Source organism: Nocardioides sp. InS609-2 (assembly GCF_023208195.1).
Taxonomy (GTDB): domain Bacteria; phylum Actinomycetota; class Actinomycetes; order Propionibacteriales; family Nocardioidaceae; genus Nocardioides.
This window is the reverse complement of record NZ_CP060034.1, coordinates 1,405,744-1,430,537: the sequence shown is the minus strand read 5'-3', so window position 1 is coordinate 1,430,537 and position 24,794 is coordinate 1,405,744. Positions and strand designations below refer to the sequence as shown.

Below are 24,794 nucleotides of genomic sequence, written 5' to 3'. Positions count from 1 at the left end.
TGACGAATACGTGTCAGCCTCGCGAACTGAGCACGACAAGGACCTGTCGAGGAACGGCCCATCAACGCCCCGGACGATCCGCACCTCGTGTGCCTTGACGTACCCGAACCGGCGGCTCCGGGACTGCCGAGACGCGCCGTTGGCCATGCACTGACCCATCGACGGGTCACCCATCTTTGGCGATGACAGGTCGGCCGCCGATCCGGTGCACTGGGTGCAACACCCCCGGCCGGGTTGGAGGATCGCCATGCCTACGTCAATGTCAGGCGCCTTCGTCGAGCTCGCGAAGGCAGGTGACGGCCTGGAACGGTTCGTGCGCGTGACCCGCCTGGTCACCGCCCTCGCTGCCCGGGGCGCCTCGGTCGCCGACATCACCGAGCTCTACGACCTCCGCCGGGAGGTGCGCCCCGACGCGCGCCGTCAGGCCGAGGCATTGCTGACCTTCTTCGAGAGCTACCGGGGAGCATTCGAAGAGACCTTGGCAGATGCGGCCAAGCAGGGTCGCTTCGCACCCCAGCGGTTCGCCGATGACTTCGTGGGCAGAGGTGTCGCGGGCGCCCGGAAGCTGGTCGACCGCTACGCCCCGGACGTGGCGGCCGATGACGACGATGACGACGACATCTGTGAGGCCATCGACGAGCTGATCGTCATGGAGTACACCGAATACATAGCCGGCCACGGAGCCGAGCACGAGGTGTACGCCGAGCAGTGGATCGCCATCGGCCAGGACGAGGGCTGCCTCGAGAGCTGACGTCTTCACTGATGTCGCCAAACCCCTCCCGCGCCGTACCCGGGCGGATGCCTTGCGGCTGACCTCGCGCCGAGCGTTGGGATCCCGACCGGATCATCTGTAGCGCTTCTGGACGTAGATCTTGTGTTGCCTGTCCAGTCCGGCCGGACGTTCGCGCCTGCCGCGCAAGCTCCATTAGGCCTGCTAATCGAGCCATCTGGAAACGGCGGTTGTTGGCCTGCCCGCGCGGGTCTTGAGTACGAAGCAACCTAGGCAGGAGCGTTGCCATGTCCGATGAACTGACCGCCCCGACCCGACGCCTCAACTATGGCGTCGACGATGTGCCCAAGCCCTTCCCCAAGCCGCTGCACTTCATGGCATGACCTGACAACGATCGCCCATTTTGTCAGCAGATTGTGACCTCGCAGCCCGTCGTACACGGTCGTTTGAATGGTCCCCATGTCTGAGCCAGCAACGCGTAGGATTCGCATCGGCATCGACACCGGTGGCACGTTCACCGACGTCGTCGCCCTCGACGAGGAGAGCGGGGAGCTGGTCACCACCAAGACCCCCTCGACGCCCTCCGACCCGGCCGACGGGTTCATGGCCGGCATCGACAAGGTGCTGGGGCTGCTCGGGCTTCCCGAGGGTGACGGCAGCGCGATCGCCGCGGTCAGCCACGGCACCACGGTCGCGACCAACCAGCTGCTCGAGGGCAAGGTCGACGCGCTCGGGTTCATCACCACCGAGGGCTACGACGCGATGCTCGAGATCGCGCGGCAGTCGGTGCCCGACGGCTACGGCAACTCCTACTTCTGGGTGAAGCCGCCCCGGATCGTGCCCAGGCACCTCGTGAAGGCGGTCGGCGGTCGGCTCGACTTCACCGGCGCGGAGGTGCGGCGGTTCGACGAGGACGGCGCGCGCGAGGTCGCTCGCTGGTTCAGGGCCAAGGGCATCGACACCCTCGGGGTCTGCTTCCTGCACGCCTACGCAAACCCCGACCACGAGGAGCGGATGCGCGCGATCCTCGCCGAGGAGCACCCCGACGCGGTCGTCTCGATCTCGAGCGAGGTGCTGCGCGAGTACCGCGAGTACGAACGCGCCATGACCACCCTCGTCGACGCGGCGGTCAAGCCGAGGCTCAGCCGCTACGTCACGAACATCAGCCGACGCCTCCAGGAGTACGGCGGCCGCAAGGTGCCGTTCTACGTGATGAAGTCCAACGGCGGGGTGCTGTCGGCCGACGAGGTCGTGCACCAGCCGATCACCACCGTGCTGTCCGGGCCTGCCGCGGGCGCCCTTGGCGCCGCGCTGATCGCCAAGGTGGCCGGCTTCGACCGTGTCCTCACCAGTGACGGCGGCGGCACGTCCACCGACGTCTCGGTCGTCATCGACGGCCAGCCTGCGCTCACCACCGAGGGCAGCGTCGGGGCCTACCCGTCGAAGATCCCGATGATCGACGTGGTCACCGTCGGCGCCGGCGGCGGCTCGATCGCCTGGCTCTCGCCTGAGGGCACGCTCAAGGTCGGGCCACAGTCGGCGGGCGCCGACCCCGGTCCCATCTGCTACGGCAAGGGCGGCGACCAGGTCACCATCACCGACGCGCACGTCTTCCTCGGCCGCATCCCGCCACATCTGCTCGGAGGCGAGATCCCGCTCGACGCCGACTCGGCGAAGGCGGGCATCGAGGCGCTGGCCAAGGAGCTCGGCATGTCGGCCGAGGCCTGTGCTGCCGGCGTACTCGAGATCTCCGCCTGGAACCAGGCCAACGCCCTGCGCCAGGTCACCGTCAAGCGCGGGCTCGACGTCCGCGACTTCACCCTCACCACGTTCGGCGGCTCCGGCTCGCTGCTGCTCTGCAGGTTGATGGACATCCTCGGCATCCCCACCGTGCTGGTGCCGCCCAACCCCGGCAACGTGTCGGCGTTCGGGCTGCTCACCGTCGACGTCAAGAACGACTACGTGCAGACCCATGTCGCGCTGCACGAGTCGGTCGACCCCGCGACCCTGCAGACGGCGTACGACGCGCTCACCGAGCAGGCCCGCGTTGCCCTCACCACCGAGGGCTTCGCCGACGAGACGCACGTCTTCCAGCGGACCGCCGACGTGCGCTACTTCGGGCAGGCCTTCGAGGTGCGGGTGCCGGTGCCCGACGGGCCGCTCGACCGGGCCGCGCTCGACGAGGTGGCGAACCGGTTCCATGCGGAGCACAAGACGTTGTACGGCTACGACTTCTCTGCTGACGACTCGCAGCAGGTGGAGTGGGTGAACGTGCGGACGTCGGGGATCGGGCCGATCCAGCGGCCGGAGATCCGGAAGGCGGAGGGTCTCGATACGCCCCCTCGTGCCTCGGGGGCTACTCGACCAACGAGAGAAGTGTGCTTTGACGCGGAGATCGGGTACGTCGACACCGCATTGTTCCAACGCTCCGAGCTGCCACCGGGGACCGTGATCAACGGCCCGGCCATCATCGAGGAGTTCGGCTCCACGGTGCCGCTGCACCCGGGCTTCAGTGCCCGGGTCGACGACTACCTCAACATCATCGTGACTCGAGTCGACAAGAGGGATCAAGCATGAGCAGGCGCGCGCCGACCCAGTTCCCCTACGGCATGTTGACCGACGACGCCGGCGCGAGCGCCGACCCGGTGCTGGTCGAGATCGTGCAGGGCTCGCTCGCGAGTGTCGAGATGGAGGTCGAGACCGCCATCGGCCGCACCAGCCGCAGCCCGATGATCCGCGACGCGCACGACTTCCGCGCCGGCATCCACGACCGGCTGCTGCGCAAGCTCACCGGCCGGTCCTACTCCGCGCTGGTGCACCCGGTCGCCCGCGACTTCCCGATCGAGGAGATGCGCGAGGGCGACGTCTTCTTCCACAACGACGTCTACCGCTCCGAGGGCGGCATCGGCCACCTGCCCGACCTCTGCGTCACGGTGCCGGTCTTCGCCGAAGGCAAGGTCGTCGCGTTCGTGCAGGCTTTTGGTCACCACGACGACATTGGCGGCGCGGTGCCGGGCTCGATGCCCAGCCACGCCACCAGCGTCTTCGAGGAAGGCCTGATGGTGCCGCCGATCCGGCTCTGGGACGCGGGTGTGCCCAACCGGGCCGCGTTGAGCATCATGACCCGCAACTCCCGGATGCCCGAGTCGCTCGCCGCCGATCTCGACGCCGAGTGCTCGGCCTGCCTGATGGGTGCCCGACGTCTCGGTGAGCTCTTCGAGAGGTACGGCGTCGCCACGGTCGAGTCGTGCTTCGACGCGATCCTGGACCGCACCACCACGACGTACCGCCGCGAGATCCTCAGCCAGATCCCGGTCGGCTCGTGGACCTGGGAGGACTACGCCGAGCACGACGGTGTCGACGACCCCAGGCTGCACACCCAGCGGATCACCCTCACCCGCACACCCAAGGACGACCCCGACGGCGAACGGCTGGTGCTCGACTTCGACGGCACCAGCCCGCAGGCCAAGGGACCGATCAACCACTGCGGTGACTACAGCGACGGCGTCTTCCTCAAGAAGTGGCTCGCGCCGATCCTGCGCAACCTGGCCGAGTCGCCCGAGCGGATGGCCGAGCTCGACGTCAACGAGGGCATCGTGCCGCTCATCGAGATGCGGTTCCCCGAGCCCGGCACGCTGCTGACGCCGGTCTTCCCGGCGCCGACCAACGCGCGCACCTTCGTCATCCTCCGGCTGCTCGGCGTACTCGCCGGCGTCGTCGCCAAGGCGGTCGACGGCAAGATGCCCGCCGACCAGGAGACGATCCGCTACACCGGTGTGTACGGCGACGACCGCGACGGCCGCTCGTACCTGATGCGCGAGGTGCTCGGCGGCGGCTCCGGCGGGCGCTACTACGCCGACGGCGAGGACACCATCCACGTCGTGCCCGACTCCCGCAACCTGCCCAGCGAGTTCACCGAATCGCGGTTCCCGTTCCTCGTCGAGTCGCTCGGGCTCGCGATGGACTCCGGCGGCGCGGGGGAGTACCGCGGCGGCCTCGGCTACGAGAAGCACATCCGGATGGTCAAGGACGGGCACTTCATGTCCATCGCCGACCGCTCGATCCTGGCCTGCTGGGGCGTGCGCGGCGGCAAGGCCGGCAAGCCGTTCGAGGTCACCATCGACGCCGGCGGCCCCAACGAACGCGTGGTCGATGCCCTCGCCGACGACGAGATCGTGAAGGCCGGCGAGGTCATCCGCATCCGTACGACGGGTGGTGGCGGCTGGGGCGACCCGCTGGTCCGCGACCCGGAGCTGGTGGTGCGCGACGTGGTCTGGCGCAAGGTCTCGCCGGAGGCGGCGCTGGCCGACTACGGCGTGGTGCTCACCGGCTCGCTCGACGACGACTCACTCGGCCACGACGCCGCCGCGACCGAGGCCGAGCGTGGCTCGCGGGCAGCGTGGGTGCGCGAGGACGCGTTCTTCGACCGCGGCCCGGGCTACGCGCAGCTGGCCGACGGTGCGCTGCACGCCGAGGTCGACCTGGTCTGAGCGAGTCGCGTGCTCGGGCCCGCTCGCGGTGGATCAACGTCAGCACGCGACTGTCGGCGCTCCGCGACACACTGTCGGGCATGGCGACCTTTGAGGAACAGGACCTGACCGACGCGGAGTTCCGCGAGTGCGACCTCACGCGAGCACGCTTCGTCGGGGTGGTGATGCAGGACGCCGAGATCGACGGCCTGATCGGCAACCTGGTGGTCAACGGGGTCGAGGTGACGTCGTACGTCGAGGCCGAGCTGGACAGGCGGCATCCGGTGCGGCTGCTGATCCGTTCGGCCGACCCGGCCGACCTGACGCAGGGCCATCGGCAGCTGCAGGCCGGCTGGGCGGCGACGGCCGAGCGCCTCCGCGCGATGCCCCGGGGATCGGAGCACGAGCGGGTCGGCGGTGAGTGGTCGGCGGTCGAGACCCTGCGCCACCTGGTCTTCGTGCACGACTCGTGGTTTCGGCGCTGCTGCCTCGGTTCGACCCAGCCGTTCACGGCTATCGGTTTGGCGACGGACTTCGTGCCCGACCAGGAGGAGCAGGGCATCGACCGAGCGGCCGCACCCAGCCTCGACGAGGTGCTGGCCGTGCGCGACGCGCAGGCGGCCGAGCTGACGGGGTGGCTGGCGACTGTGACCCCCGAGGAGCTCTCGGCGGCCGCGCCGGTGCCCGATGGGCCGGGCTGGCCGCCGTACGCCCGCGGGCGTACGGCGCTCAGGTGCCTGCACACCGTCCTGGGGGAGGAGTGGGCCCATCACGGCTTCTGCGTGCGCGACCTCGATCTGCTCGACGGGTGACCACGAGCCATCGGTGCCCCCGAGGTCGACCCGGTCTGGCTATCCATCTTGCTGCGCGTCGGCAGGTCTGACCGCGCGGATCGACGGGGACGCCTACGAGGGGAACAGCTTCCAGTGCCCCTGCGAGACGACCTCGACGGTGCCGTCGGTCACCTTGATGGCGGTCTCGTCGTCGATGGCGTACGCCGGACCTCCGAGGCCGGCCGCCCACTTCTCCGCCTCGTGCATGGTGTTGTCCGGCATGAGCTCGTGACCGAGGTGCGGGAAGATCGAGAAGTCGACGATCCCTAGGGTGCTGTCGCCCCCGGTGGCCGGCTTCCAGTTGACGAAGTCGTCACCGATGCGGGGGGTCATCACCATGCTTCCGGCGCTCATCCCCACCCAGACCGTGTCGGGCAGGGACGGCAGGAGGTCCGCCAGTCCGGACTGCCGCATCCAGTGGCACAGATACGTCGCATCGCCGCCGTCCACCAGCAGGACGTCGGCCCCCCGGACCCAGGGGACCCAGCGCTCCTCGCCGATGCTGGGCAGCGCGGTGAGCTCGAGCACGCCCAACGACTTCCAGCCCAGGTCGCACATGGGTCCCGGGGTCTGGCCGGCGATGAAACGCCAGGCCGAGGCTGGAGTGCACATGGGGTGCCCGTACTCCGCCGTCGGGATGCAGAGGGCGTTGCATTCGGCGATCGGTTTGCCCAAGAGGTCGACCAACGCCCCGTGGATGCTCGGGTTCGTGACGCCCCCGGACGTGAAAAGAAGCCTCAAGATGTCTCCCGATGTCGGTGACGGTGCCGGAGCAAAGGCTATCTGCAACGGCCGGGCCACCTCCCGAGGTCGCCGCGAGAGCCGGGTCCGCAGGCGTCAGAGGAGGTACGCCGCCCGCACCCCGGGCGGCAGCTTCTCGATCGCCAGCCGCAGACCGGGCCGCGGCATCGAGGCAGCATGCTGGTCGAGGAACGACCGCAGGCCGGCCTCGTCGGCGGTGCCGGCGTGCTTGAGGAAGATGCCGACGGCGTTCTGCACCACCGGCTCGGCATCGGTGGCGAGCCGTGCGGCGAGGTCGAAGCCGCCGGCCAGGTCGGCGAAGCTGCCCGACTTCACGAAGTAGAGCGGCGCCGTGATCGCCGTACGGCGCTCGAGCGGGACGGCCGAGTCAGCCAGCTTGTGCAGTGGAGCCAGTGAGCTGCCGACCAGGTGACCGCCGACGACACGCGGCGCGGAGCGGTCGACCATGTCCCAGGTGGTGATGCGGTCGTGGCGGCGCAGGTAGAGGTCGTAGCGCTCGGTGCGCGCCTCGTCGTCCAGGCGGCCGCGGACCTGGAAGTCGAGAATGCAGAAGGCGGCCATCCGGGGTTCGTACGCCGGGTGCTCCAGCAGGGCTTCGACCTCGTCGAGGGGGAGCGAGGTGAAGGACTTCGCGGTCGCGAAGAGGTCAGCCATGCGCATCCCGATCGCGGGCTCGTCGGCAGCGAGGCGTCGGCGTACGGTCGCCAGCTCGTTCTCGTCGCGGTGGGCCTCGAGGGCGGTCACCACCGCGTCGGCGGTGAGGGGTGCATCCATGGCGCCAGCGTAGGTTTCGGCGCATGAGGACCACGGTGGTGGGTGGCACGGGCAAGACCGGGCGAGCGGTCTGCGCGGCGCTGGAGCGGCGCGGCCACACGGCACTCCCGCTCGGTCGCGACGTGTGGACGGACCTCGCCGGCGCGCTGGGCGGTTGCGACGCGGCGTACGTCATCGCGCCCAACATGCACCCGGACGAGGCGGCGTACGTGACGACCGTGGTCGAGGCGGCACGCGACGCCGGGGTGGCCCGCATCGTGTTCCACTCTGTGGCCTCGCCGTACACGCCGGCGATGCCGCACCACGTCGGCAAGGCCGAGGCCGAGGACGTCGTACGACGCTCGGGACTGGCGTGGACGATCCTCCAGCCGGGCGCGTACCTGCAGAACCTCGACCTGACGCAGACCGTGCGACTGCCGTACCGGGCCGAAGTGCAGTTCGGCTTCGCCGACCTTGATGAGGTGTCCGAAGTGGCCGCCATCGTGCTCACCGAACCCGGGCACGAGGGTGCGACGTACGAGCTGGCCTCGCGACAGGCCACCGTCGCCGAGCTCGCTGCGGAGGCGGGCGTCGACGTGGTGGTGGAGCGCCCGACCGGAGAGCCGAGCAGCCGCGAGGAGGCGTGGCTGCGCGCGATGTTCGCCTACTACGACGAGCACGGCCTGCCGGTCGGCACCAGGACGCTCACGGCGCTGCTCGAAATGCGAGCATGACGCGTGAGCAAAGTGATGAAGACGATCGGCCCGAAGCTGCGTGAGTGGCTGCTGGCCCAGCCGATGTTCGTGGTCGCGACGGCACCGTCCGAAGGTGGGCACGTCAACGCGTCGCCCAAGGGGATGGCAGGGACGTTCGTGGTGCTCGACCCGACGACGGTCGCCTATCTCGACTACACCGGCAGCGGCGCCGAGACCATCGCGCACCTGCGTCAGAACGGCCGGATCGCCCTGATGTTCACCGCCTTCGAGGGTCCGCCCACCATCGTGCGCCTGCAGGGTCGCGGCCGGGTGGTGATCGCGGGCGAGCCGGAGTTCGACCTGCTGCGGCCGCTGTTCTCGAAGGAGCGCGAGCTCGGGCAGCGGTCGATCATCGTCGTCGAGTGCGACCGGATCGCCGACTCCTGCGGTTTCTCCGTGCCGCACATGGAGTTCGTCGCCGAACGCGATCTCCTCGACCGCCACGCCGCGCGGCGCGACCAGGCGCACTACGACCGCTACTGGGTCGAGCGCAACGCCGTCAGCATCGACGGCCTGCCGGCCCTGCCCGTCCGCGAGGCCGACCTGCGATGAGCATCAACGACCTCGACCTCGCCCACCTCCGCACCTGCGTGGACCTGGCCCGCGAGGCTCTGGCAGACGGTGACGAGCCCTTCGGCTCGGTGCTCGTCGACGCCGCGGGGGAGGTGCGGTTCCGCGACCGCAACCGGGTCAAGGACGGCGACGAGACCCGCCATCCCGAGTTCGAGATCGCCCGGTGGTCTGCGACGCACCTCATGTCGGCGGAGCGCGCCGCGGCAACGGTCTACACCTCCGGCGAGCACTGCCCGATGTGCTCAGCCGCCCACGGCTGGATGGGCCTCGGCCGCATCGTGTACGCCGTCTCTTCGGCCGCGCTCGCCGGCTGGCTGGACGAGTGGGGCGTCGCGCCGGGACCGGTGCTGCCGCTGCCGATCAGTGCCGTAGCGCCCGGTGTCGTCGTCGACGGACCGGCGCTGGAGCTCGAGGCCGAGATGAAGGCGCTGCACCGGCGTCGGTTCGCCTGATGCCCGAGCCCGACGCCTACGCCGACCTCGCCGAGGCCGGCTGGCGCTGGGTGCTCGACCAGGTGCGCTGGGACGACGGGCCGTGGATCCCCGAGTCGGTCCCGCCGGAGAGCGACGGCGTCCCCGACGACCGTGACGCCATGCACAGCGGCGTCGGCGGCCTCGCGCACGTGCTTGCCGAGATCGGGTTGGCTCGCCCGTGGACGGCTGAGGAGACGACGCTCGCCGACGGCATCGCGAGCCGAGTACGGCGAGGGCTCGCCACCACCACGGCGTACTCGTACTTCGAAGGACTCGTGAGCGACCTGGGAGTCCTCACCGCCCTGGAGGCCCCGGGGGCCGATGCCGTTGTTGCGAGGCTGGCCGAGCTGGCCACCTCCAACGGCTGGCCGCAGGCCTATCTGGAGCCGCCGCTCTTCACCCCGAACGCGCGGATCAACGACGCCACCCTCGGCACTGCCGGCATCCTGCTCGGCGCCCTCTGGTGCAGGCGCCAGGGTGTCTTGGCCGCAACCGGCCTGGCCGAGCATGCGGTCGACGTGCTGATGGCAGAGGCGGAGCCCGTCGAGACCGGCACCAACTGGCGGTTCGTGCCGATTCGCTTCCGCGAGAACGTCGAGGTCGACGTGCCCAGGGAGATGCCGAACTGGTCGCACGGCATCGCCGGCATCGCGGCCGCTCTTGCCGTCGCGGGTGCCGACCTCGGCCGGCCCGATCTTGTCGCGGCGGCCCGCAGCGGGGCCGAGCACCTCGTGACCCTGGGCGACACGAGCGACGGAGGTTTCGTCGTACCCCACTTCATCCCGTCGATCGAGGACTTCGACGACGCCACCTTCACCTGGTGCCACGGCCCGACCGGCACGTCGCTGTTGTTCAGCGCGCTCGAGCTTGCCGGCGTCGGCGACGTGTTCCTCGACGCGTGGCAGCGCGGGGGAGAGGACGACGATCTGGCCTTCGCCGTTCGGCTGGCGGACGCCCTGGTCGAGCGTGCCATCACCGACGGGCCGCACGCTTTCTGGCGGTTTGTCGAGCACCGCAACGAGGACCCGCTGCTGCCGCCGGGGGTCGGCTGGATGCAGGGCGGCGCCGGCATCGCGGCGTACCTCTTCCGTACGGCGCGGCTGCTGCGCGACGGTCGCGAGGCGCCTGCGGTGGCGCGGCTCGACACCTGGTGGGGACTGCCCGGACAGTGACGTCGCCCGGCAACGCTCCTGGGCGACGTCCAGACGTGTTCGCGCACCAGGGGTTCGCCCGCTTCTGGCTCGCCGAGACAGTCTCCGGCTTCGGCAGCTACGTCACCACGGTCGCGATACAGGTCCTGGTGGTCCTGACGCTGCGCGGCTCCGCCGCCGACGTCGGTTTCGTGAACGCGGCACGGTGGCTTCCCTATCTGCTGCTCGGATTGGTCGTCGGGGCCCTCGTCGACCGCCGTCGTCGTCAGCCGGTCCTCGTTGTCACCGATCTCGGGCGGGCGGTCTTGCTCGGCGTCATCCCGCTCCTGTGGTTCCTCGACCGGCTGACGCTGCCGGTCCTGATGGGCGTGATGGTCGTGTTCGGCACCTTGTCCCTGCTGAACGACGCGGCGACCCAGTCGCTCCTGCCACGGCTGGTGCCGCGATCCGCGCTGCTCGCCGCAAACGCGCGCCTCGATCAGAGCGCGTCGGTGGCCCAGACATCCGGGCCGGTGGTCGGCGGCGCCCTCGTCACCGCGCTCGGGGCGCCGCTGGCGGTGCTGGTCGACTCCCTGTCCTACCTGGTGTCGGGTGTGTTGACCGCCACCGTCAGGGTCTCCGAGACGGTCGCGCCCCGTGACGGGAAGCTCCACCTCCGCCGCGAGATCGGGGAGGGGCTGGCGTTTGTCTACCGTCACCGAGTGCTGTCGCCGTTCGCGATCACGACCCACGGCTGGTTCCTGTTCAACAGCGCCCTCACCACGGTGTTCGTGCCCTTCGCGCTGATCGGGCTCGGACTGAGCGCCTTCGAGCTCGGCGTCGTCCTCGCGGCCGCCGGGGTGGGCGGCCTGCTCGGGAGCCTGGCGGCGACCCGCCTCGGTCTGCGGTGGGGTGCCGGACGGACAGTGATCGGGTGCCAGATCCTGATGCCGGTCGCTTGGGCGATCGTCGTACTCGCCCCGGGCCGTGAGGAGGCGCACGTGCTGGCCCTGGTGGTCGTTGCCTGCGGGCAGTTCCTCTACGGCATCGCGCTGGGCGTCTCGAACGCGAACTCGATGGGCTACCGCCAGGCAGCGACGCCGGACGCTCTCCAGGGTCGGATGAACACCACGATGCGGTCCGTGAACCGCGCGATGATCGTCGTCGGTGCACCCGTGGGCGGGCTGCTCGCCGACGCCCTCGGCTTCCGGCCCGTCATGTGGATCGGGGCCGCCGGGCTCGTGCTGGTCGCTCTCGCACTTGCCCTCTCGCCGTTCCGGCACGCCGTGCACGAAGCTGATTGACTGACGCGCATGGAACGTCCCCTCACCCTCATCACCGGCGGCACCCGAGGAATCGGCGCCGCCACCGCCCTCCGGCTCGCGGCCGACGGCCACGACCTGGTGCTCGGCTACGCGCGCGACGATGAGGCCGCGGAGGAGTGCCGGCTCGCCGTCGAGGACGCCGGCGCCCAGTGCGTGGTCGTTCGCGCGGACGTGGCTGATGCTGCTGGCGTCGACGCGCTCTTCGTCGAGGCTGCGCGCCGCGGCCGGCTGACCGGCGTGGTCAACAACGCCGGCGCCACGCTCCACGTCGGCCCACTCGCGGAGACGCCGGTCGACGTCATCGCGCGCACGGTCGAGCTCAACCTGACCGGTGCCCTCTATGTCGCGCGGGCCGCGGTGCGGGCCCTCGCCACGACGTACGGCGGAAGGGGCGGAGTGATCGTCAACGTCAGCTCCGGCGCCGCGACGCTCGGGTCGCCGGGGGAGTACGTGCAGTACGCCGCGGCGAAGGCCGGCGTCGACGCGATGACCATCGGGCTGGCCCAGGAGGTCGCCGAGGGCGGGGTTCGGGTGGTCGGCGTCGCACCGGGCATGGTGCGCACGCGCATCCACGAGGACGCCGGGGACCCTGGTCGGCTGGAACGTGTCTCGGCGCGGATCCCGCTCGGGCGTCCGGGTGAGCCGGCCGAGATCGCCGACGCGATCGCCTGGCTGATGAGCGATGCGGCGTCGTACGTCACCGGCAGCACGCTGCGCGTCGCCGGCGGCCGCTGACGCTGGTCCTCCGGCGCCACCGGAGGAACCATGGCTCGTGCCTGAGCAGGGGGCGGCACTGCGATGAGCGGCGTGGACGCGCGGGCTCCCTGGGTGGAGCTGCGCGTCCACGGAGTGAGCGGCACGCCGCCCGCGGACCTGCTCGACCGGCCGCGCGTGAAGCAGGTCGACGGCGACGTGCGATCGCGCTTCTTCCGCGCCACCGACGGTGACCACCACGTGCTCGCGCGGCGCGCTCCGAGTCCCCAACCCTGCGTCGCGGGGCCAACATCGTCTGGGACGTCGTGGTGCTCTGGCCGCACGCGGTCCACCCGTTCATCCCGGCGCCGTACTCGCTGCGCGTGCGATCTCGCCCAGCGCATCCGCGACCATCACGCCAACGCCCGGCACCGGCCGTGACGTGGTGGTGTGTGCGCACAGCCAGGGCAGCCTGATCACGTTCGCCGCGCTCAACCTGCTCACCGACGAGGAGATCAAGCGCGTCGGGCTGGTCACGTTCGGATCACAGCTGCGGGTGATCTTCCCGCGGAGCCATGCCGATCTGGCTGCCGGGGTTCGGGCGCTGGAGGCGGCTCGGGTCTGACGATTGGCAAGAAGTGCCCGCTTCCGGGCTCCCCGTTGGCCGTTGTTGCTGGTGCCCGGGCTCCTTTCGCGGCACTAGGTTCGTCGCCATGAAGGTCCTTCTTGCGCTCGGCGGCAACGCGATGACGAACGTGGACGGGCGGGCGCGCCCGGAGGACCAGATCGCCGCCGCCGAGGCCGCGATGGAGGCCGTCGCCGGACTCGTCGCCGCCGGGGTCGATGTCGTGGTGACCCACGGCAACGGTCCCCAGGTCGGCAATCTGCTCGTCAAGAACGAGCTCGCCGCAGCCGTCGTACCCCCCGTGCCGCTCGACTGGTGTGGAGCGCAGACGCAGGGGACGCTCGGCTTCGTGCTCATGGACGCGCTCGACGCGTCGCTGGCTCGCCGGGGCGTCGACAAGCGCAGCGCCGCCGTCGTGACCCGCACCCGCGTGGACGCCGACGATGCCGGCTTCACCTCGCCGACCAAGCCGATCGGCCGGTTCCTGTCGGCCGAGGAGGCGGGCCATCTCATGGACCACGGCGAGACCTGGCAGGACCGCGGCGAGAAGGGCTGGCGCCGCGTGGTCGCCTCGCCCGAGCCGCTCGAGGTCATCGACGCGCCGGCCGTGCACGCACTGGTCGAGGCCGGGTTCGTGGTGATCGCCAACGGCGGTGGCGGCATTCCCGTCGTACGCCGCGAAGACGGTGTGCTCGAAGGTGTCGAGGCCGTCATCGACAAGGACCTCGGTGCCGCGCTGCTGGCCCGGTCGATCACCGTCGACGTGCTCGTCATCGCCACCGACGTGCCCAACGCGGTGCTGCACTACGGCACCCCCGAGGCCGCACCGCTCGGTCGCGTGACGGTCGCCGAGATGCGTGGCCTGGCCGCCGAAGGACACTTCGCCAGCGGGTCGATGGGCCCGAAGGTCGACGCCGTCTGCCGTTTCGTCGAGAACGGCGGCGGTCGCGCCGTGATCACCAACCTGGACCACATTGTCGACGCGGTCACCGGCGAGGATGCCGGCACCGTCGTCGTACCGAACTGAACGCCCCACCGAAAGGAAACCCATGCCCAGCGCCATCGAAGTCCGCAAGGTCCCGATCCACTCGGTCGCCGACGCGTCCGAGCTCGCGAAGCTCATCGACGAGGGGGTGATGGCGGCCGACCGCGTCATCGCGATCATCGGCAAGACCGAGGGCAACGGCGGGGTGAACGACTACACCCGGATCATCTCCGACCGCGCGTTCCGCGAGGTGCTCGTGGCCAAGGGTGCCGACGCCGACGCCGTGAAGCAGATCCCGATCGTGTGGTCCGGGGGGACCGACGGCGTGATCAGCCCGCACGCCACGATCTTCGCGACGACCGACGCCGAGCCCACCGACGAGCCGCGGCTGACTGTCGGCTTCGCGATGAGCGAGGTGCTGCTGCCCGAGGACATCGGCCGCGTGGCGATGGTCAGCAAGGTCGCCGACGCGGTCAAGGTCGCGATGGACAAGGCCGGCATCACCGACGTCGCGGACGTCCACTACGTGCAGACCAAGACGCCGCTGCTGACCGTCCACACGATCCGCGACGCCAAGTCGCGCGGCAAGACGGTGTGGACCGAGCACACCCACGAGTCGATGGACCTCTCCAACGGATGTACGGCGCTCGGCATCGCCGTCGCTCTCGGTGAGATCGAGATGCCGACCGACGCCGACGTCATGCACGACCGCTCGCTGTTCTCGGCCGTAGCCTCCTGCTCGTCAGGCGTCGAACTGGACGTCGCCCAGGTGGTCGTCGTCGGCAACGCGACCGGAGTGGGTGGGCGCTACCGCGTCGGCCACTCGGTCATGAAGGACGCTCTCGACGCCGACGGCATCTGGGACGCGATCCGCTCGGCCGGTCTCGACCTGCCCGAGCGCCCGCACACCTCCGACCTCGACGGCAAGCTCGTCAACGTCTTCCTCAAGTGCGAGGTGTCGCAGGACGGTGCAGTGCGAGGTCGCCGAAACGCCATGCTCGACGACTCCGACGTGCACTGGCACCGCCAGATCAAGGCCGCGGTCGGTGGCGTGACGGCTGCCGTCACCGGCGACCCGGCGGTCTTCGTGTCGGTCTCCGCCGCGCACCAGGGCCCCGACGGTGGCGGCCCGGTGGCGGCGATCGTCGACCTCGGCTGACCAGACCTGTCACGCAGAACAGGCACAAACGCCGATTCGGGCCGATATCGGCCCGGAATCGGCGTTTGTGCCTGTTCTCGTGAACGCTCAGGCCGGCGCGAAGAGCTCGAGCGCGATGTTGTCGGGATCGCGGAACTCCAGGATGAAACCGGCCCCGATGTCCTTGACGTCCGCGTGCGTGATGCCCTTGTCGTCGAGCATCGTGGCGGCGGCGTCGAGGTCGGAGCGCGCGGGTACGGCGAAGCTGACGTGGTCGAGACCCGAACGGTCCTCGTCGAAGCCGTCGTCGGCCACGGGACGCAGCCCCAGCAGCGAGTCGCCCAGTTTGTAGATCACGCCCCCGAACAGGAACGAGAGTTGCTGCTTCGTCTCCTCGTCGGGGTTCTCGGGCATCTCGAAGGCCACCGGCAGCCCGAACACGTCGTCGTAGAAGGCGCGCGACCGGTCGATGTCGGTGACGGTCAGTCGCACGTGGGCGTAGCCGCTGGTGGGGATGCTCATGCGTCGATCGTGTCACGAGCACCCTGAGGCACTACGGCGTGCGGCCGGCCCACCCAGCGAGCCGGTCGTAGACGGGGGCGTCGTTCGGCACGGGGGCCGGGGACGCGAACGCAGGACCGCGATTGTCGTCGGTCAGCCCGGCGCTCATGAAGGCCAGTCCGCGTTCTGCCACCTCCGGGTCGAAGGCGTCGACGGACTGTCCGGTCGCCCGAGCCAGGTCCCACGCGTGGACGGCCATCTCGGCGGTCTGCCAGTCGACCTGCCCGGCGTCGGCGTCGTCACCCTGCTGGTGCCAGTGGTGGATGAGGTCGTCGGCCGCCGCGCGGAACTCTGCCGCCCAACCGCTGGTGGCCGGCACCGGGCCAGCCGACCAGTCGGTCTCCTCGCCGCGGAGCATCGCGAGGAAGTTGCGGGGACTCGAGGTGATGTGACCGATGAGCTCGGCGACGTCCCAGTCGGTGCACGGGGTGGGCAGGGCGAGCTGGTCCGGGTGGACCGCTGCCAGGACGTCCCCGGTCTGGTCGAGGGAGCGGGAGAGCACGATGACGGCTTCGTTGGTGGTGGTCATGGCCCAACGGTAGGCCGTTCCGCCGACATGTCGGAGCCCTCTGCTTGGCTGGGTGCATGACCGAAGCCGGAGCCGCGACCTACCAGCTGGCGCGTGCCCACGCGCCGGTCGCGGTCCCCGAGCTCGATGCCGACCAGTGCCGGGTCGTCGAGCACCCCGGCGGTCCCTTGCTCGTGCTGGCCGGGCCGGGCACCGGCAAGACGACGACCCTGGTCGAGGCGATCGTCGACCGGGTCGAGCGGGGCGCGCAGCCTGACTCCGTGCTGGCGCTGACCTTCTCGCGCAAGGCCGCCGAGCAGTTGCGCGACCGGGTCACCGCACGCCTCGGCCGCACCACCGCCACCTCGATCAGCTCCACCTTCCACTCCTTCGCCTATCAGCTGGTGCGTCGCTACGCGCCTGCCGAGCTGTACGCCGCCCCGTTGCGGCTGCTGTCCGCGCCCGAGCAGGACGTCGTGCTGCAAGAGCTGCTGGCCGACACGCCAGAAGCAGTGCGGTGGCCCGACTCGCTCAGGGCTGCGGTGGGCACGCGGGGGTTCGCGCGCGAGGTGCATGCGGTGCTCGCCCGGGCACGCGAGCGTGGGCTCGACCCCGAGGACCTCGTGGCGCTGGGCCGGGCCGAGGGCGTGCCGGAGTTCGAGGCGGCGGGCGCCTTCATGGCGCAGTACCTCGACAACCTCGGCGACCAGAGCGCGATCGACTACGCCGACCTGGTCGCGCGCGCGGTCGTCGAGGCCGAGCTGCACCGCGACGAGCTGCGGGCGCGGTTCACGGCCGTGTTCGTGGACGAATACCAGGACACCGACCCCAGCCAGGTGCGGCTGCTGCGCTCGATCGCGGGCGACGGCCGCGACCTGGTGGTGGTGGGTGACCCAGACCAGTCGATCTACGGATTCCGAGGAGCCGACGTTCGTGGCATCCTCGACTTCCCCCACGACTTCCCGCAGGCCGGCGGGGCAGCGGCGCCGGTGATCGCACTGGGCACCACCAGGCGGTTCGGCTCCCGGCTGCTCACGGCGTCGCGCTCGATCGCGGCCGGCATCGGCATCACCGGCGCAATCCCGGCCGGCACCTACGACGCGTTCCGGCACCCGACTCCGGTCGTGCACGAGTTCGGGCCCGGGCACGTCGAGGTGCTGACCTTCGACACCGCGCGGGCCGAGACCGAGCAGGTGGCCGATCTGTTGCGGCGCGCCCACCTCGAGGACGGAGTGGCGTGGGCCGACATGGCCGTGCTGGTGCGTTCGGGTCGCGCGACGATCCCGGCGCTGCGGCGCTCGCTGGCCGGATCGGGCGTGCCGGTCGAGGTCGCCAGCGACGAGACGCCGCTGGCGCGGGAGCCGGCCGTGCTCCCGCTGCTCGACGTTTTGCGAGCTGTGGTCGACGCCGGTGTCGACGAGCCCGAGGATCCCCGCTACGTCGGGCACGACCGCATCGACTCGCTGCTCACCTCGCCCATCGGCGGCCTCGACGCGACCGACGTACGCGCCCTGGCCCGGGTGCTGCGCCAGCGTGACGACACGGGCTCGTCGTCCCGCGCGCTCCTGCGCCGGGCGGTCGTCGAGCCGGGGTTCCTCGAAGGTTTGACGGGTGAGTCGGTCGACCGGGCATCGCGCTTCGCCCGGTTGCTGGCCTCCGCGCGCGAGTCGCTGGCCGCGGGTGACACCGTCGAAGAGGTGCTCTGGGTGCTGTGGGACGGCACCGACTGGGGTCGCCGCCTGCGGTCGGCCACCCGCAACGGCGGGCATGGCGCACGGCTTGCCCACCGCGACCTCGACGCCATCTGCGCGCTGTTCGAGGTGGCCGCGCAGACCGAGGAGCGCAAGGGCCACACCTCCGTCGAGGCGTTCCTCGACACCCTCGTCGGCCAGCAGATCCCGGCCGACACCCTGGCCGACCGCGGGGTGCGCGGCGAGGCGGTGCGGCTGCTCACCGCGCACCGGTCCAAGGGCCTCGAGTGGCGGCTCGTCGTCGTCGCCCACGTGCAGGACGGCAGCTGGCCCGACCTGCGGCGTCGCGACTCCCTGCTCTCGGCCGACCGCATCAGCCGCGACCACCTGCTGCCGCCCGTCACGACCACCGCGATGCTGGCCGAGGAACGCCGCCTCTTCTACGTCGCCAGCACCCGTGCCCGCCAGCGACTCGTCGTCACGGCCGTCGCCTCGCCCGACGACGACGGTGAGCAGCCGTCGAGGTTCATCAACGAGCTGGGGGTCACGCCCGTGCACCGTGTCGGGCGACCCAAGCGGCCGTTGTCGCTCGCCGGGCTCGTCGCCGAGCTGCGCCGCACTCTCGCCGATCCGGCCCAGCCCGAGTCGCTGCGCGACGCGGCGGCACGACGGCTGGCGATGCTCGCAGCAACGCAGGTGCACGGTCGCGCGGTGGCCCCGCAGGCCGACCCGTCCACGTGGTGGGGGCTGCGCAGCCCGAGCCGTGCCGACCAGCCGGTCCGGCCCGGCGACGAGCCGCTGGTGCTCTCAGCCAGCGCCGTCGAGGGGTTGCTGAGCTGTCCGGCGCAGTGGTTCCTGACCCGTGAGGCGGGCGGCCAGGTGCCGAGCTCGGCAATGCAGGGCTTCGGCAACGTCGTACACGCGCTCGCCGACCGGATCTCAAAGGACGAGCTGGCGAGCGGGCCCGAGCTGATGGACGACGTGATGCGCCTGGTTGACGAGGTGTGGGGCCGGATGGACTTCCGCACGCCGTGGTCTGCGTCGCGTGAGCGGGCCGAGGTGCACGACGCGCTGGCCAGGTTCGTGGCCTGGCACGAGCGGCCGGGGGCGCGCGTGCTCCTGTCGACCGAGGCGAAGGTGCGTGCCGAGGTGACGCTGCCCGACGGGCAGGCGATCCGCCTCCACGGCTACGCCGACCGCCTCGAGCTCGACGAGGCCGGCCGTGTCGTCGTGGTCGACCTCAAGACCGGCAAGTACCCACCCACCGCGGGCGAGGTCGCCGAGCACGCCCAGCTCGGCGTCTACCAGCACGCCGTGGCGCACGGTGCCGCCGACGAGCTGGTCGGGCGACCCGCCGAGCCGGGCGGGGCCCAGCTCGTGCAGCTGCGCAAGGGCACCGAGCTGCCCAAGGAGCAGACGCAGGATCCGCAGCAGCCCGGCCCAGACGGCACCACGTTGGTCGAGCGCCAGTTGATGCAGGTATCACGCACTCTGCGCACCGAGGACTTCGTGGCACGACCCGGCAAGCAGTGCGAGCGGTGCGCATTCACCGCGATCTGTCCCGACAAGAGCTCCGGCTCGGTGCTGTCATGACGGCGCGCGAGATCACCACGCCCGAGCAGCTGCGTGACGTGATGGGCACCGACTTCACGTTCAGTGCCCAGCAGTTCGCGGCGATCACCGCACCGCTCGGGCCGGCCGTCGTCATCGCCGGCGCCGGTTCCGGCAAGACAGCCGTGATGGCCGCGCGCGTCGTCTGGCTGGTGGCGACCGGCCGGGTCGAGCCGCACGAGGTGCTCGGCCTGACGTTCACGACGAAGGCCACCGCCGAGCTGGCGCACCGCATCAGGTCGTCGCTGCGCGCGGCCGGGCTGGTCGCGGTGCCGGGCGTCCGGGCCGTCGACGAGGCCGACGAGGTGGAGGAGCCCACCGTCTCCACCTACCACTCCTACGCCGCCAACCTGCTGTCCGAGCACGGCTTGCGCATCGGCCATGAGCCCGACGCCCGGCTGATCGCCGACGCCTCGCGCTACCAGCTGGCCGCTCGCGCCGTACAACGTCACACCGGTGACGTCGAGCACCTCACCGACTCGCCGACGCACGTCGTCCAGTACCTGCTGTCACTCGACGCCGAGATGAGCGAGCACCTCGTCGACCCCGCCGCCGTGCGTGCCCACGACGCCGCCGAGCGTTCGTTGTTCGTCGACGGGATGGCCGACGAGTCGCGGGTGACCTACCGGGCGGTCAACGAGAAGGCGATTCTCGCGATCGACCGCCGGGCCGAGCTGCTGGATCTCGTGGCGGGCTACCGCGCGCTCAAGGCTCACCTCGGGCTGATGGACTTCTCCGACCAGATCGCGCTCGCCGCCCGGCTGGCCGAGCAGTGCCCCGAAGTGGGCGGGATCGAGCGCGGCAAGTTCAAGGTGGTGCTCCTGGACGAATACCAGGACACCTCGGTCGCGCAGGCGCTGATGCTCAGCCGGCTCTTCTCCGGCCCCGACCCCGACTCTGGCCTCGGACATCCGGTCACCGCAGTCGGTGACCCCAACCAGGCGATCTACGGCTGGCGCGGCGCGTCGGTCTCCAACATCCTCGACTTCGGCCACGACTTCCCGGCTCTCGACGGCGACCCGACGACGTTCCCGCTCACGGTCAACCGGCGGTCCGACCGCCGCATCCTCGACACCGCCAACCACCTCGCCTCCGCGCTGTACGCCGACCTTGCGCAGGTGCAGCCGCTCGAGCCCAAGCCCGAGGCGGCCGACGGGTCGGTGACGGTGGCGCTGCACGCGACGTACCACGACGAGCTCGACTGGCTGGCCGACCAGGTGATCGCCGCCCGCGACGCAATGGAGACGCCGATGTGGAACGAGATCGGCGTGCTGACCCGCAACAACGCGCACGCCGCCCACGTCTTCGACGCGCTGACCCTGCGCGAGATCCCGGTCGAGATCGTCGGCCTCAAGGGGCTGCTCCGGCTGCCCGAGGTCGCCGAGGTGGTGGCCACCTTGAGCCTGGTCTCCGACGTGACCGCCAACCCGGCTCTGCTGACCCTGCTGGCCGGGCCACGCTGGGCGATCGGTCCGCGCGACCTCGCGCTACTCGGTCGCCGGGCTCGAGAGCTGGCCAGCCCCGCAGGCCGCCGGGCGACGGACGCGCCGAGCGTCGCCGACGAGCTCGCCTCCGCGGTCGACGGGTCCGATCCAACCGAGATGGCGGCCCTCGGCGATGCGCTCGACGACCCCGGTGACCTGCCCTACTCCGCGCAGGCGTCCGCGCGCTTCGCCCTGCTTGCTGCAGAGCTGCGCCGGCTCCGTGCTGCCGCCAACGAGCCGATCCTCGACCTCGTCCGCCGGATCATCGACCTGACCGGCATCGACATCGAGCTGGCCTCATCGGTGAGCCCGGCCGCTGGCGCGCGACGCGACAACCTCGACCTGTTCGTGCAGGCGGTCGCCGAGTTCCAGGCGGTCGACGGACAGGTCACCCTGCCCGCGCTGATGGCCTGGCTCGAGGCCGAGGACAGCTTCGGTCAGGGTCTCGACGTGGCGACCCCGTCGGAGGCCGACTCCGTCAAGCTGCTGACGGTGCACCGCGCCAAGGGGCTCGAGTGGGACGCCGTGTTCCTGGTGGGCGTCACCGAGCAGAAGTTCCCCACCAACCAGTCCCGCAGCAGCTGGCTCACCGTGCCGTCCGTGATGCCCAACGTGCTGCGCGGCGACTACCGCGACCTGCCCAAGCTCGGTGGGCACCGGCCCGACGACATCAAGGCGTACGCCGCGGCCGCCAAGAAGCACGAGGCCACGGAGGAGCTCCGGCTCGCGTACGTCGCGTGGACCCGCGCCCGGCACGACCTCTTCGCCAGCGCCTGGTGCTGGCACCCGTCGCTCAAGCGCGGGCTCGGCGCGTCCTCGTACCTCCTGGCGACGAGAGAGGCGGTCGAGGGCTGGGGTGGCGAGCCCGAGACCTGGCAGCCGCCGGTCGGCAAGACCGGCGTCAGCCCCTACGCGAGTGACGACCCCGACCAGCAGTGGCCGATGTCGCACCACACGGCCGAGGTCGAGCGCCGTGCAGATGCCGCCAAGCGTCTCGCGGTTGCCGAGCAACAGCTGCGCGACGGTGAGCCCGAGGAGGCGGTCGAGGACATCCTGATCGCCGACCAGGTGGCCCAGTGGGACGCCGAGCTGACCCGACTGCTCGGCGAGGCACGGCGTGACCGCGCCGACACGATCGAGGTCAGCCTGCCGAGCAGCCTCTCGGCCACGTCCTTGGCCCGGTTGAGAGAGGATCCCGACCGCTTCGCAGCCGATCTGGCCCGGCCCATGCCGCGCAAGCCGTCGGCGTCGGCAAGGTTCGGCACCCGCTTCCACGCCTGGGTGGAGTCGCGCTTCGGGCAGCAGGGGCTGATCGACCCCGACGAGCTGCCCGGTCGCTTCGACACCGGCATCGACGACAAAGACGACCTGGCTGAGCTGATCGCGACCTTCGAGGCAGGCGAGTTCGCCGACCGGTTGCCGCACTCCGTCGAGGCGCCGTTCGCGCTGGTGCTCGACGGTCAGGTCGTGCGAGGACGCATCGACGCGGTCTTCACCGACGGCGACGGGTTCCTGCTCGTCGACTGGAAGACCAACCGGCACGAGATGGCCGATCCGCTGCAGCTCGCCGTCTACCGCGTGGCATGGGCCGAGCTGCACGGCATCGACCTCGAGCGCGTGCGCGCGGCGTTCCACTACGTGCGCACCGGTCACACTGTCGAGCCGACGGACCTGCCCGACCGGGCCGGGCTGGCGGAGCTGCTCAGGCCAGCGCAGCAGTGAGCGCGATGTCCACCATCGCGCCGAACGTCTGCTCCCGCTCCTGCGATGTCGTCTCCTCGCCGGTGACGATGTGGTCGGAGACAGTGCAGATCGCCAGCGCACGCCGACCGTGATTCGCGGCCAGCGTGTAGAGCGCGCTCGCCTCCATCTCCACCGCCAGCACGCCGTGCTCGACCATCGGCGCCATCAGCTCGACGCGCGGTGAGTAGAACGAGTCGCTCGAGAAGATCAGCCCGACGTGCGGGTCGATCCCGAGGGCGACCGCCGCGTCGTACGCCGCCCTCAGCAGGCCGAAGTCGGCGACCGGGGCGTAGTCGTAGCCGTGGAAGCGGTGCGTGTTCATCGACGAGTCGGTGCACGCGGCCGAGGCGATGACGACGTCGCGGATGGCGATCTTCTCGGTGAGCGCGCCGCACGAGCCGACCCGGATGACCGACTGCACGTCGTACTCCGTGAACAGCTCGTGGGCGTAGATCGCCAGCGACGGCTGGCCCATGCCGGAGCCCTGGACCGAGACGGGCTGGCCGCGCCAGGTGCCGGTGTAGCCGTACATGCCGCGCACCTGGCTGTAGCAGCGGGCGTCGTCGAGGAACGTCTCGGCGATCCACTTCGCGCGCAGGGGGTCGCCGGGCATCAGGACGGTGGGTGCGATATCGCCGGCGGCGGCGCCGATGTGGGTGCTCATGGGTGTGGAAACTACCCAAGTACGGTTGCGCTGTGACCACCCAGGACACCAGCGACCGCAGCACCAGCCTTCCGCACCTGGCCCTCTCGGCCCACGCGCACAACCGCGAAGGCATGCTGCGCACCGACGACGACTGGCTGGCGGCTCGCTGGGCCGACCCGACCACGAAGGTGCTGGTCGTCTCGGGCACCTTGATCCGACCGGTCGAAGGGGCTGTCTCGTGGGTCGCGTCGGCCGACGCGCCAGACGACGGCGTCCGCGTGCTGCTGGGGGAGCGAGACGGCGTCACCCGGTTCGCGCTGCTCTGTGACCCGACGACGGTGCCGGGGGAGCCGGAGGAATGGGTCAGCCTGCGCGGGGTCTTCAGGCATCTCGCCGAGGGTGGCCGGGACGAAGCACCGTTGCTCTTCCACGCGATCGGCCTGGCCGAGTGGCACTGGGCGACGAAGTTCTGTCCGCGTTGCGGCGGCAAGCTCGAGTCCCGCCATGCCGGGCACGAGCTCGTGTGTACGTCGTGCGGCAAGCCGCAGTTCCCGCGCACCGACCCGGCCGTGATCATGGCCGTCACGTTCGGTGAGCCCGGGTCGCCCGACGAGCGGATCCTGCTCGGCCGCCAGTCGCTGTGGCCCGCGGGCCGCTGGTCGACACTGGCCGGCTTCGTCGAGCCGGGCGAGACGTTCGAGGACGCCGTGCGCCGCGAGGTGATGGAGGAGGTCGGCACCCCGGTCGGCGAGGTGGCCTACTTCGGCAACCAGCCCTGGCCGCTGCCCGCCAGCCTGATGGTCGGCTTCATGGCCCGGGCGACGAGCGACCGGATCGACGTCGACGGCGCCGAGATCGAGGAGGCCCGGTGGTTCACCCGCGAGCAGCTGATCGCCGACGCGGCGGCCGGCAGGGTCGTCGTACCGCAGAGCGTGTCGATCTCGTCGTCGCTGCTCGAGCACTGGGTCGGCCAGTCACTGGCCGGCGGCTGGTAGCCCCGCCGCGCTGCCGGACGGGTCACGCCAGCGAAGCGAGCTTGTCCTTGATCTGGATCAGCGACGGGTTCGTCTGCGCAGAGCCGTCGGAGTAGACCAGCGTCGGGACGGTCTGGTTGCCGTTGTTGGCCTTCTCGACGATCGCGACGGCCTCTGGCACCTGCTCGATGTCGACCATCTCGAAGGGGATGCCTTCGCGGTCGAGCTGGCCCTTGAGGCGCTGGCAGTAGCCGCACCACGGGGTGGAGTACATCGTGAAGGTTTCGCTCATCGCAGGACTGTCCCCTCGGACGTCTAGGGTTACTGGCACC

The 24,794-nt window shown here is 70.8% G+C and carries 23 protein-coding genes; 17 read left to right on the top strand and 6 right to left on the bottom strand.

Going from position 1 to position 24,794, the window contains the following annotated elements; translation table 11 throughout:
• Nucleotides 1–247: 247 nt before the first annotated feature.
• The 4 genes from H4Q84_RS07605 (at nt 248) to H4Q84_RS07590 (ending at nt 6,011) form a co-directional block, all read left to right on the top strand.
• A complete protein-coding gene (locus tag H4Q84_RS07605) occupies nt 248–751 on the top strand; it encodes a hypothetical protein (protein WP_248582787.1) in 504 nt (167 codons plus the stop codon).
• Nucleotides 752–1,189: 438 nt separating this feature from the next.
• Complete coding sequence (locus H4Q84_RS07600) at nt 1,190–3,307, top strand: hydantoinase/oxoprolinase family protein (protein WP_248582786.1); 2,118 nt, start codon at nt 1,190–1,192, stop codon at nt 3,305–3,307.
• A complete protein-coding gene (locus H4Q84_RS07595; RefSeq protein ID WP_248582785.1) occupies nt 3,304–5,220 on the top strand; it encodes a hydantoinase B/oxoprolinase family protein in 1,917 nt (638 codons plus the stop codon). The genes H4Q84_RS07600 and H4Q84_RS07595 overlap by 4 nt, the downstream gene beginning before the upstream one ends.
• Before the next feature lie 80 nt (nt 5,221–5,300).
• Entirely contained in the window at nt 5,301–6,011 is a 711-nt protein-coding gene (locus H4Q84_RS07590) for a DinB family protein (protein WP_248582784.1), read from the top strand.
• Between the two features lie 93 nt (nt 6,012–6,104).
• Here the strand turns inward: H4Q84_RS07590 and H4Q84_RS07585 are convergent, their stop codons facing one another.
• Both H4Q84_RS07585 and H4Q84_RS07580 read right to left on the bottom strand, forming a co-directional pair.
• Nucleotides 6,105–6,644, bottom strand: coding sequence for a Type 1 glutamine amidotransferase-like domain-containing protein (locus H4Q84_RS07585; protein ID WP_349238410.1), 540 nt, complete (start codon nt 6,642–6,644; stop codon nt 6,105–6,107).
• 225 nt (nt 6,645–6,869) lie between these two features.
• Entirely contained in the window at nt 6,870–7,568 is a 699-nt protein-coding gene (locus H4Q84_RS07580) for a DNA alkylation repair protein (protein WP_248582782.1), read from the bottom strand.
• A gap of 23 nt (nt 7,569–7,591) precedes the next feature.
• Between H4Q84_RS07580 and H4Q84_RS07575 the strand changes: the two genes are divergently transcribed.
• The 10 genes from H4Q84_RS07575 to H4Q84_RS07530 all read left to right on the top strand — a co-directional run bounded on the left by H4Q84_RS07575 (nt 7,592) and on the right by H4Q84_RS07530 (nt 15,265).
• Nucleotides 7,592–8,281 carry an NAD(P)H-binding protein gene (locus tag H4Q84_RS07575; RefSeq protein ID WP_248582781.1) on the top strand — a complete coding sequence of 230 codons (690 nt, stop codon included), beginning with the start codon at nt 7,592–7,594 and terminating at the stop codon, nt 8,279–8,281.
• A 3-nt stretch (nt 8,282–8,284) separates the two neighbouring features.
• Nucleotides 8,285–8,854 (top strand): pyridoxamine 5'-phosphate oxidase family protein, encoded by a 570-nt coding sequence (locus tag H4Q84_RS07570; RefSeq protein ID WP_248582780.1) that lies wholly within the window; start codon nt 8,285–8,287, stop codon nt 8,852–8,854.
• Entirely contained in the window at nt 8,851–9,327 is a 477-nt protein-coding gene (locus H4Q84_RS07565) for a nucleoside deaminase (protein WP_248582779.1), read from the top strand. The genes H4Q84_RS07570 and H4Q84_RS07565 overlap by 4 nt, the downstream gene beginning before the upstream one ends.
• On the top strand, nt 9,327–10,520 hold the full coding sequence (locus tag H4Q84_RS07560; protein ID WP_248582778.1) for a lanthionine synthetase LanC family protein: 1,194 nt from the start codon (nt 9,327–9,329) through the stop codon (nt 10,518–10,520). Before H4Q84_RS07565 ends, H4Q84_RS07560 begins: the two co-directional genes overlap by 1 nt.
• Before the next feature lie 35 nt (nt 10,521–10,555).
• Nucleotides 10,556–11,782 carry an MFS transporter gene (locus tag H4Q84_RS07555; protein WP_248582777.1) on the top strand — a complete coding sequence of 409 codons (1,227 nt, stop codon included), beginning with the start codon at nt 10,556–10,558 and terminating at the stop codon, nt 11,780–11,782.
• Between the two features lie 9 nt (nt 11,783–11,791).
• Nucleotides 11,792–12,538: an SDR family oxidoreductase gene (locus tag H4Q84_RS07550; RefSeq protein ID WP_248582776.1), complete on the top strand. Its 747-nt coding sequence runs from the start codon at nt 11,792–11,794 to the stop codon at nt 12,536–12,538.
• 63 nt (nt 12,539–12,601) lie between these two features.
• A complete protein-coding gene (locus H4Q84_RS07545; protein WP_248582775.1) occupies nt 12,602–12,937 on the top strand; it encodes a hypothetical protein in 336 nt (111 codons plus the stop codon).
• Between the two features lies 1 nt (nt 12,938).
• On the top strand, nt 12,939–13,121 hold the full coding sequence (locus H4Q84_RS07540) for a hypothetical protein (RefSeq protein ID WP_248582774.1): 183 nt from the start codon (nt 12,939–12,941) through the stop codon (nt 13,119–13,121).
• Between the two features lie 88 nt (nt 13,122–13,209).
• Nucleotides 13,210–14,148, top strand: coding sequence for a carbamate kinase (arcC, locus tag H4Q84_RS07535; protein WP_248582773.1), 939 nt, complete (start codon nt 13,210–13,212; stop codon nt 14,146–14,148).
• A 22-nt stretch (nt 14,149–14,170) separates the two neighbouring features.
• On the top strand, nt 14,171–15,265 hold the full coding sequence (locus H4Q84_RS07530; protein WP_248582772.1) for a ring-opening amidohydrolase: 1,095 nt from the start codon (nt 14,171–14,173) through the stop codon (nt 15,263–15,265).
• An 87-nt stretch (nt 15,266–15,352) separates the two neighbouring features.
• Here the strand turns inward: H4Q84_RS07530 and H4Q84_RS07525 are convergent, their stop codons facing one another.
• Together H4Q84_RS07525 and H4Q84_RS07520 are read right to left on the bottom strand one after the other, a co-directional pair.
• Nucleotides 15,353–15,766, bottom strand: coding sequence for a VOC family protein (locus H4Q84_RS07525; RefSeq protein ID WP_248582771.1), 414 nt, complete (start codon nt 15,764–15,766; stop codon nt 15,353–15,355).
• A gap of 31 nt (nt 15,767–15,797) precedes the next feature.
• Entirely contained in the window at nt 15,798–16,334 is a 537-nt protein-coding gene (locus tag H4Q84_RS07520; RefSeq protein WP_248582770.1) for a TIGR03086 family metal-binding protein, read from the bottom strand.
• A 56-nt stretch (nt 16,335–16,390) separates the two neighbouring features.
• Here H4Q84_RS07520 and H4Q84_RS07515 point away from each other — a divergent pair, with 56 nt between their 5' ends.
• On the top strand, nt 16,391–19,597 hold the full coding sequence (locus H4Q84_RS07515; protein ID WP_248582769.1) for an ATP-dependent DNA helicase: 3,207 nt from the start codon (nt 16,391–16,393) through the stop codon (nt 19,595–19,597).
• Nucleotides 19,594–22,821 carry a UvrD-helicase domain-containing protein gene (locus H4Q84_RS07510; protein WP_248582768.1) on the top strand — a complete coding sequence of 1,076 codons (3,228 nt, stop codon included), beginning with the start codon at nt 19,594–19,596 and terminating at the stop codon, nt 22,819–22,821. The genes H4Q84_RS07515 and H4Q84_RS07510 overlap by 4 nt, the downstream gene beginning before the upstream one ends.
• Here the strand turns inward: H4Q84_RS07510 and deoD are convergent.
• Nucleotides 22,802–23,506, bottom strand: coding sequence for a purine-nucleoside phosphorylase (gene deoD / locus H4Q84_RS07505; protein WP_248582767.1), 705 nt, complete (start codon nt 23,504–23,506; stop codon nt 22,802–22,804). The genes H4Q84_RS07510 and deoD overlap by 20 nt on opposite strands.
• A gap of 32 nt (nt 23,507–23,538) precedes the next feature.
• Between deoD and nudC the strand changes: the two genes are divergently transcribed.
• Nucleotides 23,539–24,483, top strand: a complete 945-nt coding sequence (gene nudC, locus H4Q84_RS07500) for an NAD(+) diphosphatase (RefSeq protein ID WP_248582766.1) — start codon at nt 23,539–23,541, stop codon at nt 24,481–24,483.
• 22 nt (nt 24,484–24,505) lie between these two features.
• On the opposite strand, the gene H4Q84_RS07495 is transcribed toward nudC, so the two are convergent.
• The gene (locus H4Q84_RS07495; protein ID WP_248582765.1) at nt 24,506–24,754 is read right to left on the bottom strand and encodes a mycoredoxin; all 249 of its coding nucleotides are present in this window, start codon (nt 24,752–24,754) and stop codon (nt 24,506–24,508) included.
• Nucleotides 24,755–24,794: the final 40 nt, after the last annotated feature.

Excerpts from the sequence above, each read along its gene's own strand:
- H4Q84_RS07605 (WP_248582787.1), top strand. The coding sequence starts at position 248 with ATGCCTACGTCAATGTCAGGCGCCTTCGTCGAGCTCGCGAAGGCAGGT.
- H4Q84_RS07600 (WP_248582786.1), top strand. The coding sequence starts at position 1,190 with ATGTCTGAGCCAGCAACGCGTAGGATTCGCATCGGCATCGACACCGGT.
- H4Q84_RS07595 (WP_248582785.1), top strand. The coding sequence starts at position 3,304 with ATGAGCAGGCGCGCGCCGACCCAGTTCCCCTACGGCATGTTGACCGAC.
- H4Q84_RS07590 (WP_248582784.1), top strand. The coding sequence starts at position 5,301 with ATGGCGACCTTTGAGGAACAGGACCTGACCGACGCGGAGTTCCGCGAG.
- H4Q84_RS07585 (WP_349238410.1), bottom strand. The coding sequence starts at position 6,644 with ATGTGCACTCCAGCCTCGGCCTGGCGTTTCATCGCCGGCCAGACCCCG.
- H4Q84_RS07580 (WP_248582782.1), bottom strand. The coding sequence starts at position 7,568 with ATGGATGCACCCCTCACCGCCGACGCGGTGGTGACCGCCCTCGAGGCC.
- H4Q84_RS07575 (WP_248582781.1), top strand. The coding sequence starts at position 7,592 with ATGAGGACCACGGTGGTGGGTGGCACGGGCAAGACCGGGCGAGCGGTC.
- H4Q84_RS07565 (WP_248582779.1), top strand. The coding sequence starts at position 8,851 with ATGAGCATCAACGACCTCGACCTCGCCCACCTCCGCACCTGCGTGGAC.
- H4Q84_RS07560 (WP_248582778.1), top strand. The coding sequence starts at position 9,327 with ATGCCCGAGCCCGACGCCTACGCCGACCTCGCCGAGGCCGGCTGGCGC.
- H4Q84_RS07550 (WP_248582776.1), top strand. The coding sequence starts at position 11,792 with ATGGAACGTCCCCTCACCCTCATCACCGGCGGCACCCGAGGAATCGGC.
- H4Q84_RS07545 (WP_248582775.1), top strand. The coding sequence starts at position 12,602 with ATGAGCGGCGTGGACGCGCGGGCTCCCTGGGTGGAGCTGCGCGTCCAC.
- arcC (WP_248582773.1), top strand. The coding sequence starts at position 13,210 with ATGAAGGTCCTTCTTGCGCTCGGCGGCAACGCGATGACGAACGTGGAC.
- H4Q84_RS07530 (WP_248582772.1), top strand. The coding sequence starts at position 14,171 with ATGCCCAGCGCCATCGAAGTCCGCAAGGTCCCGATCCACTCGGTCGCC.
- H4Q84_RS07525 (WP_248582771.1), bottom strand. The coding sequence starts at position 15,766 with ATGAGCATCCCCACCAGCGGCTACGCCCACGTGCGACTGACCGTCACC.
- H4Q84_RS07520 (WP_248582770.1), bottom strand. The coding sequence starts at position 16,334 with ATGACCACCACCAACGAAGCCGTCATCGTGCTCTCCCGCTCCCTCGAC.
- H4Q84_RS07515 (WP_248582769.1), top strand. The coding sequence starts at position 16,391 with ATGACCGAAGCCGGAGCCGCGACCTACCAGCTGGCGCGTGCCCACGCG.
- H4Q84_RS07510 (WP_248582768.1), top strand. The coding sequence starts at position 19,594 with ATGACGGCGCGCGAGATCACCACGCCCGAGCAGCTGCGTGACGTGATG.
- deoD (WP_248582767.1), bottom strand. The coding sequence starts at position 23,506 with ATGAGCACCCACATCGGCGCCGCCGCCGGCGATATCGCACCCACCGTC.
- H4Q84_RS07495 (WP_248582765.1), bottom strand. The coding sequence starts at position 24,754 with ATGAGCGAAACCTTCACGATGTACTCCACCCCGTGGTGCGGCTACTGC.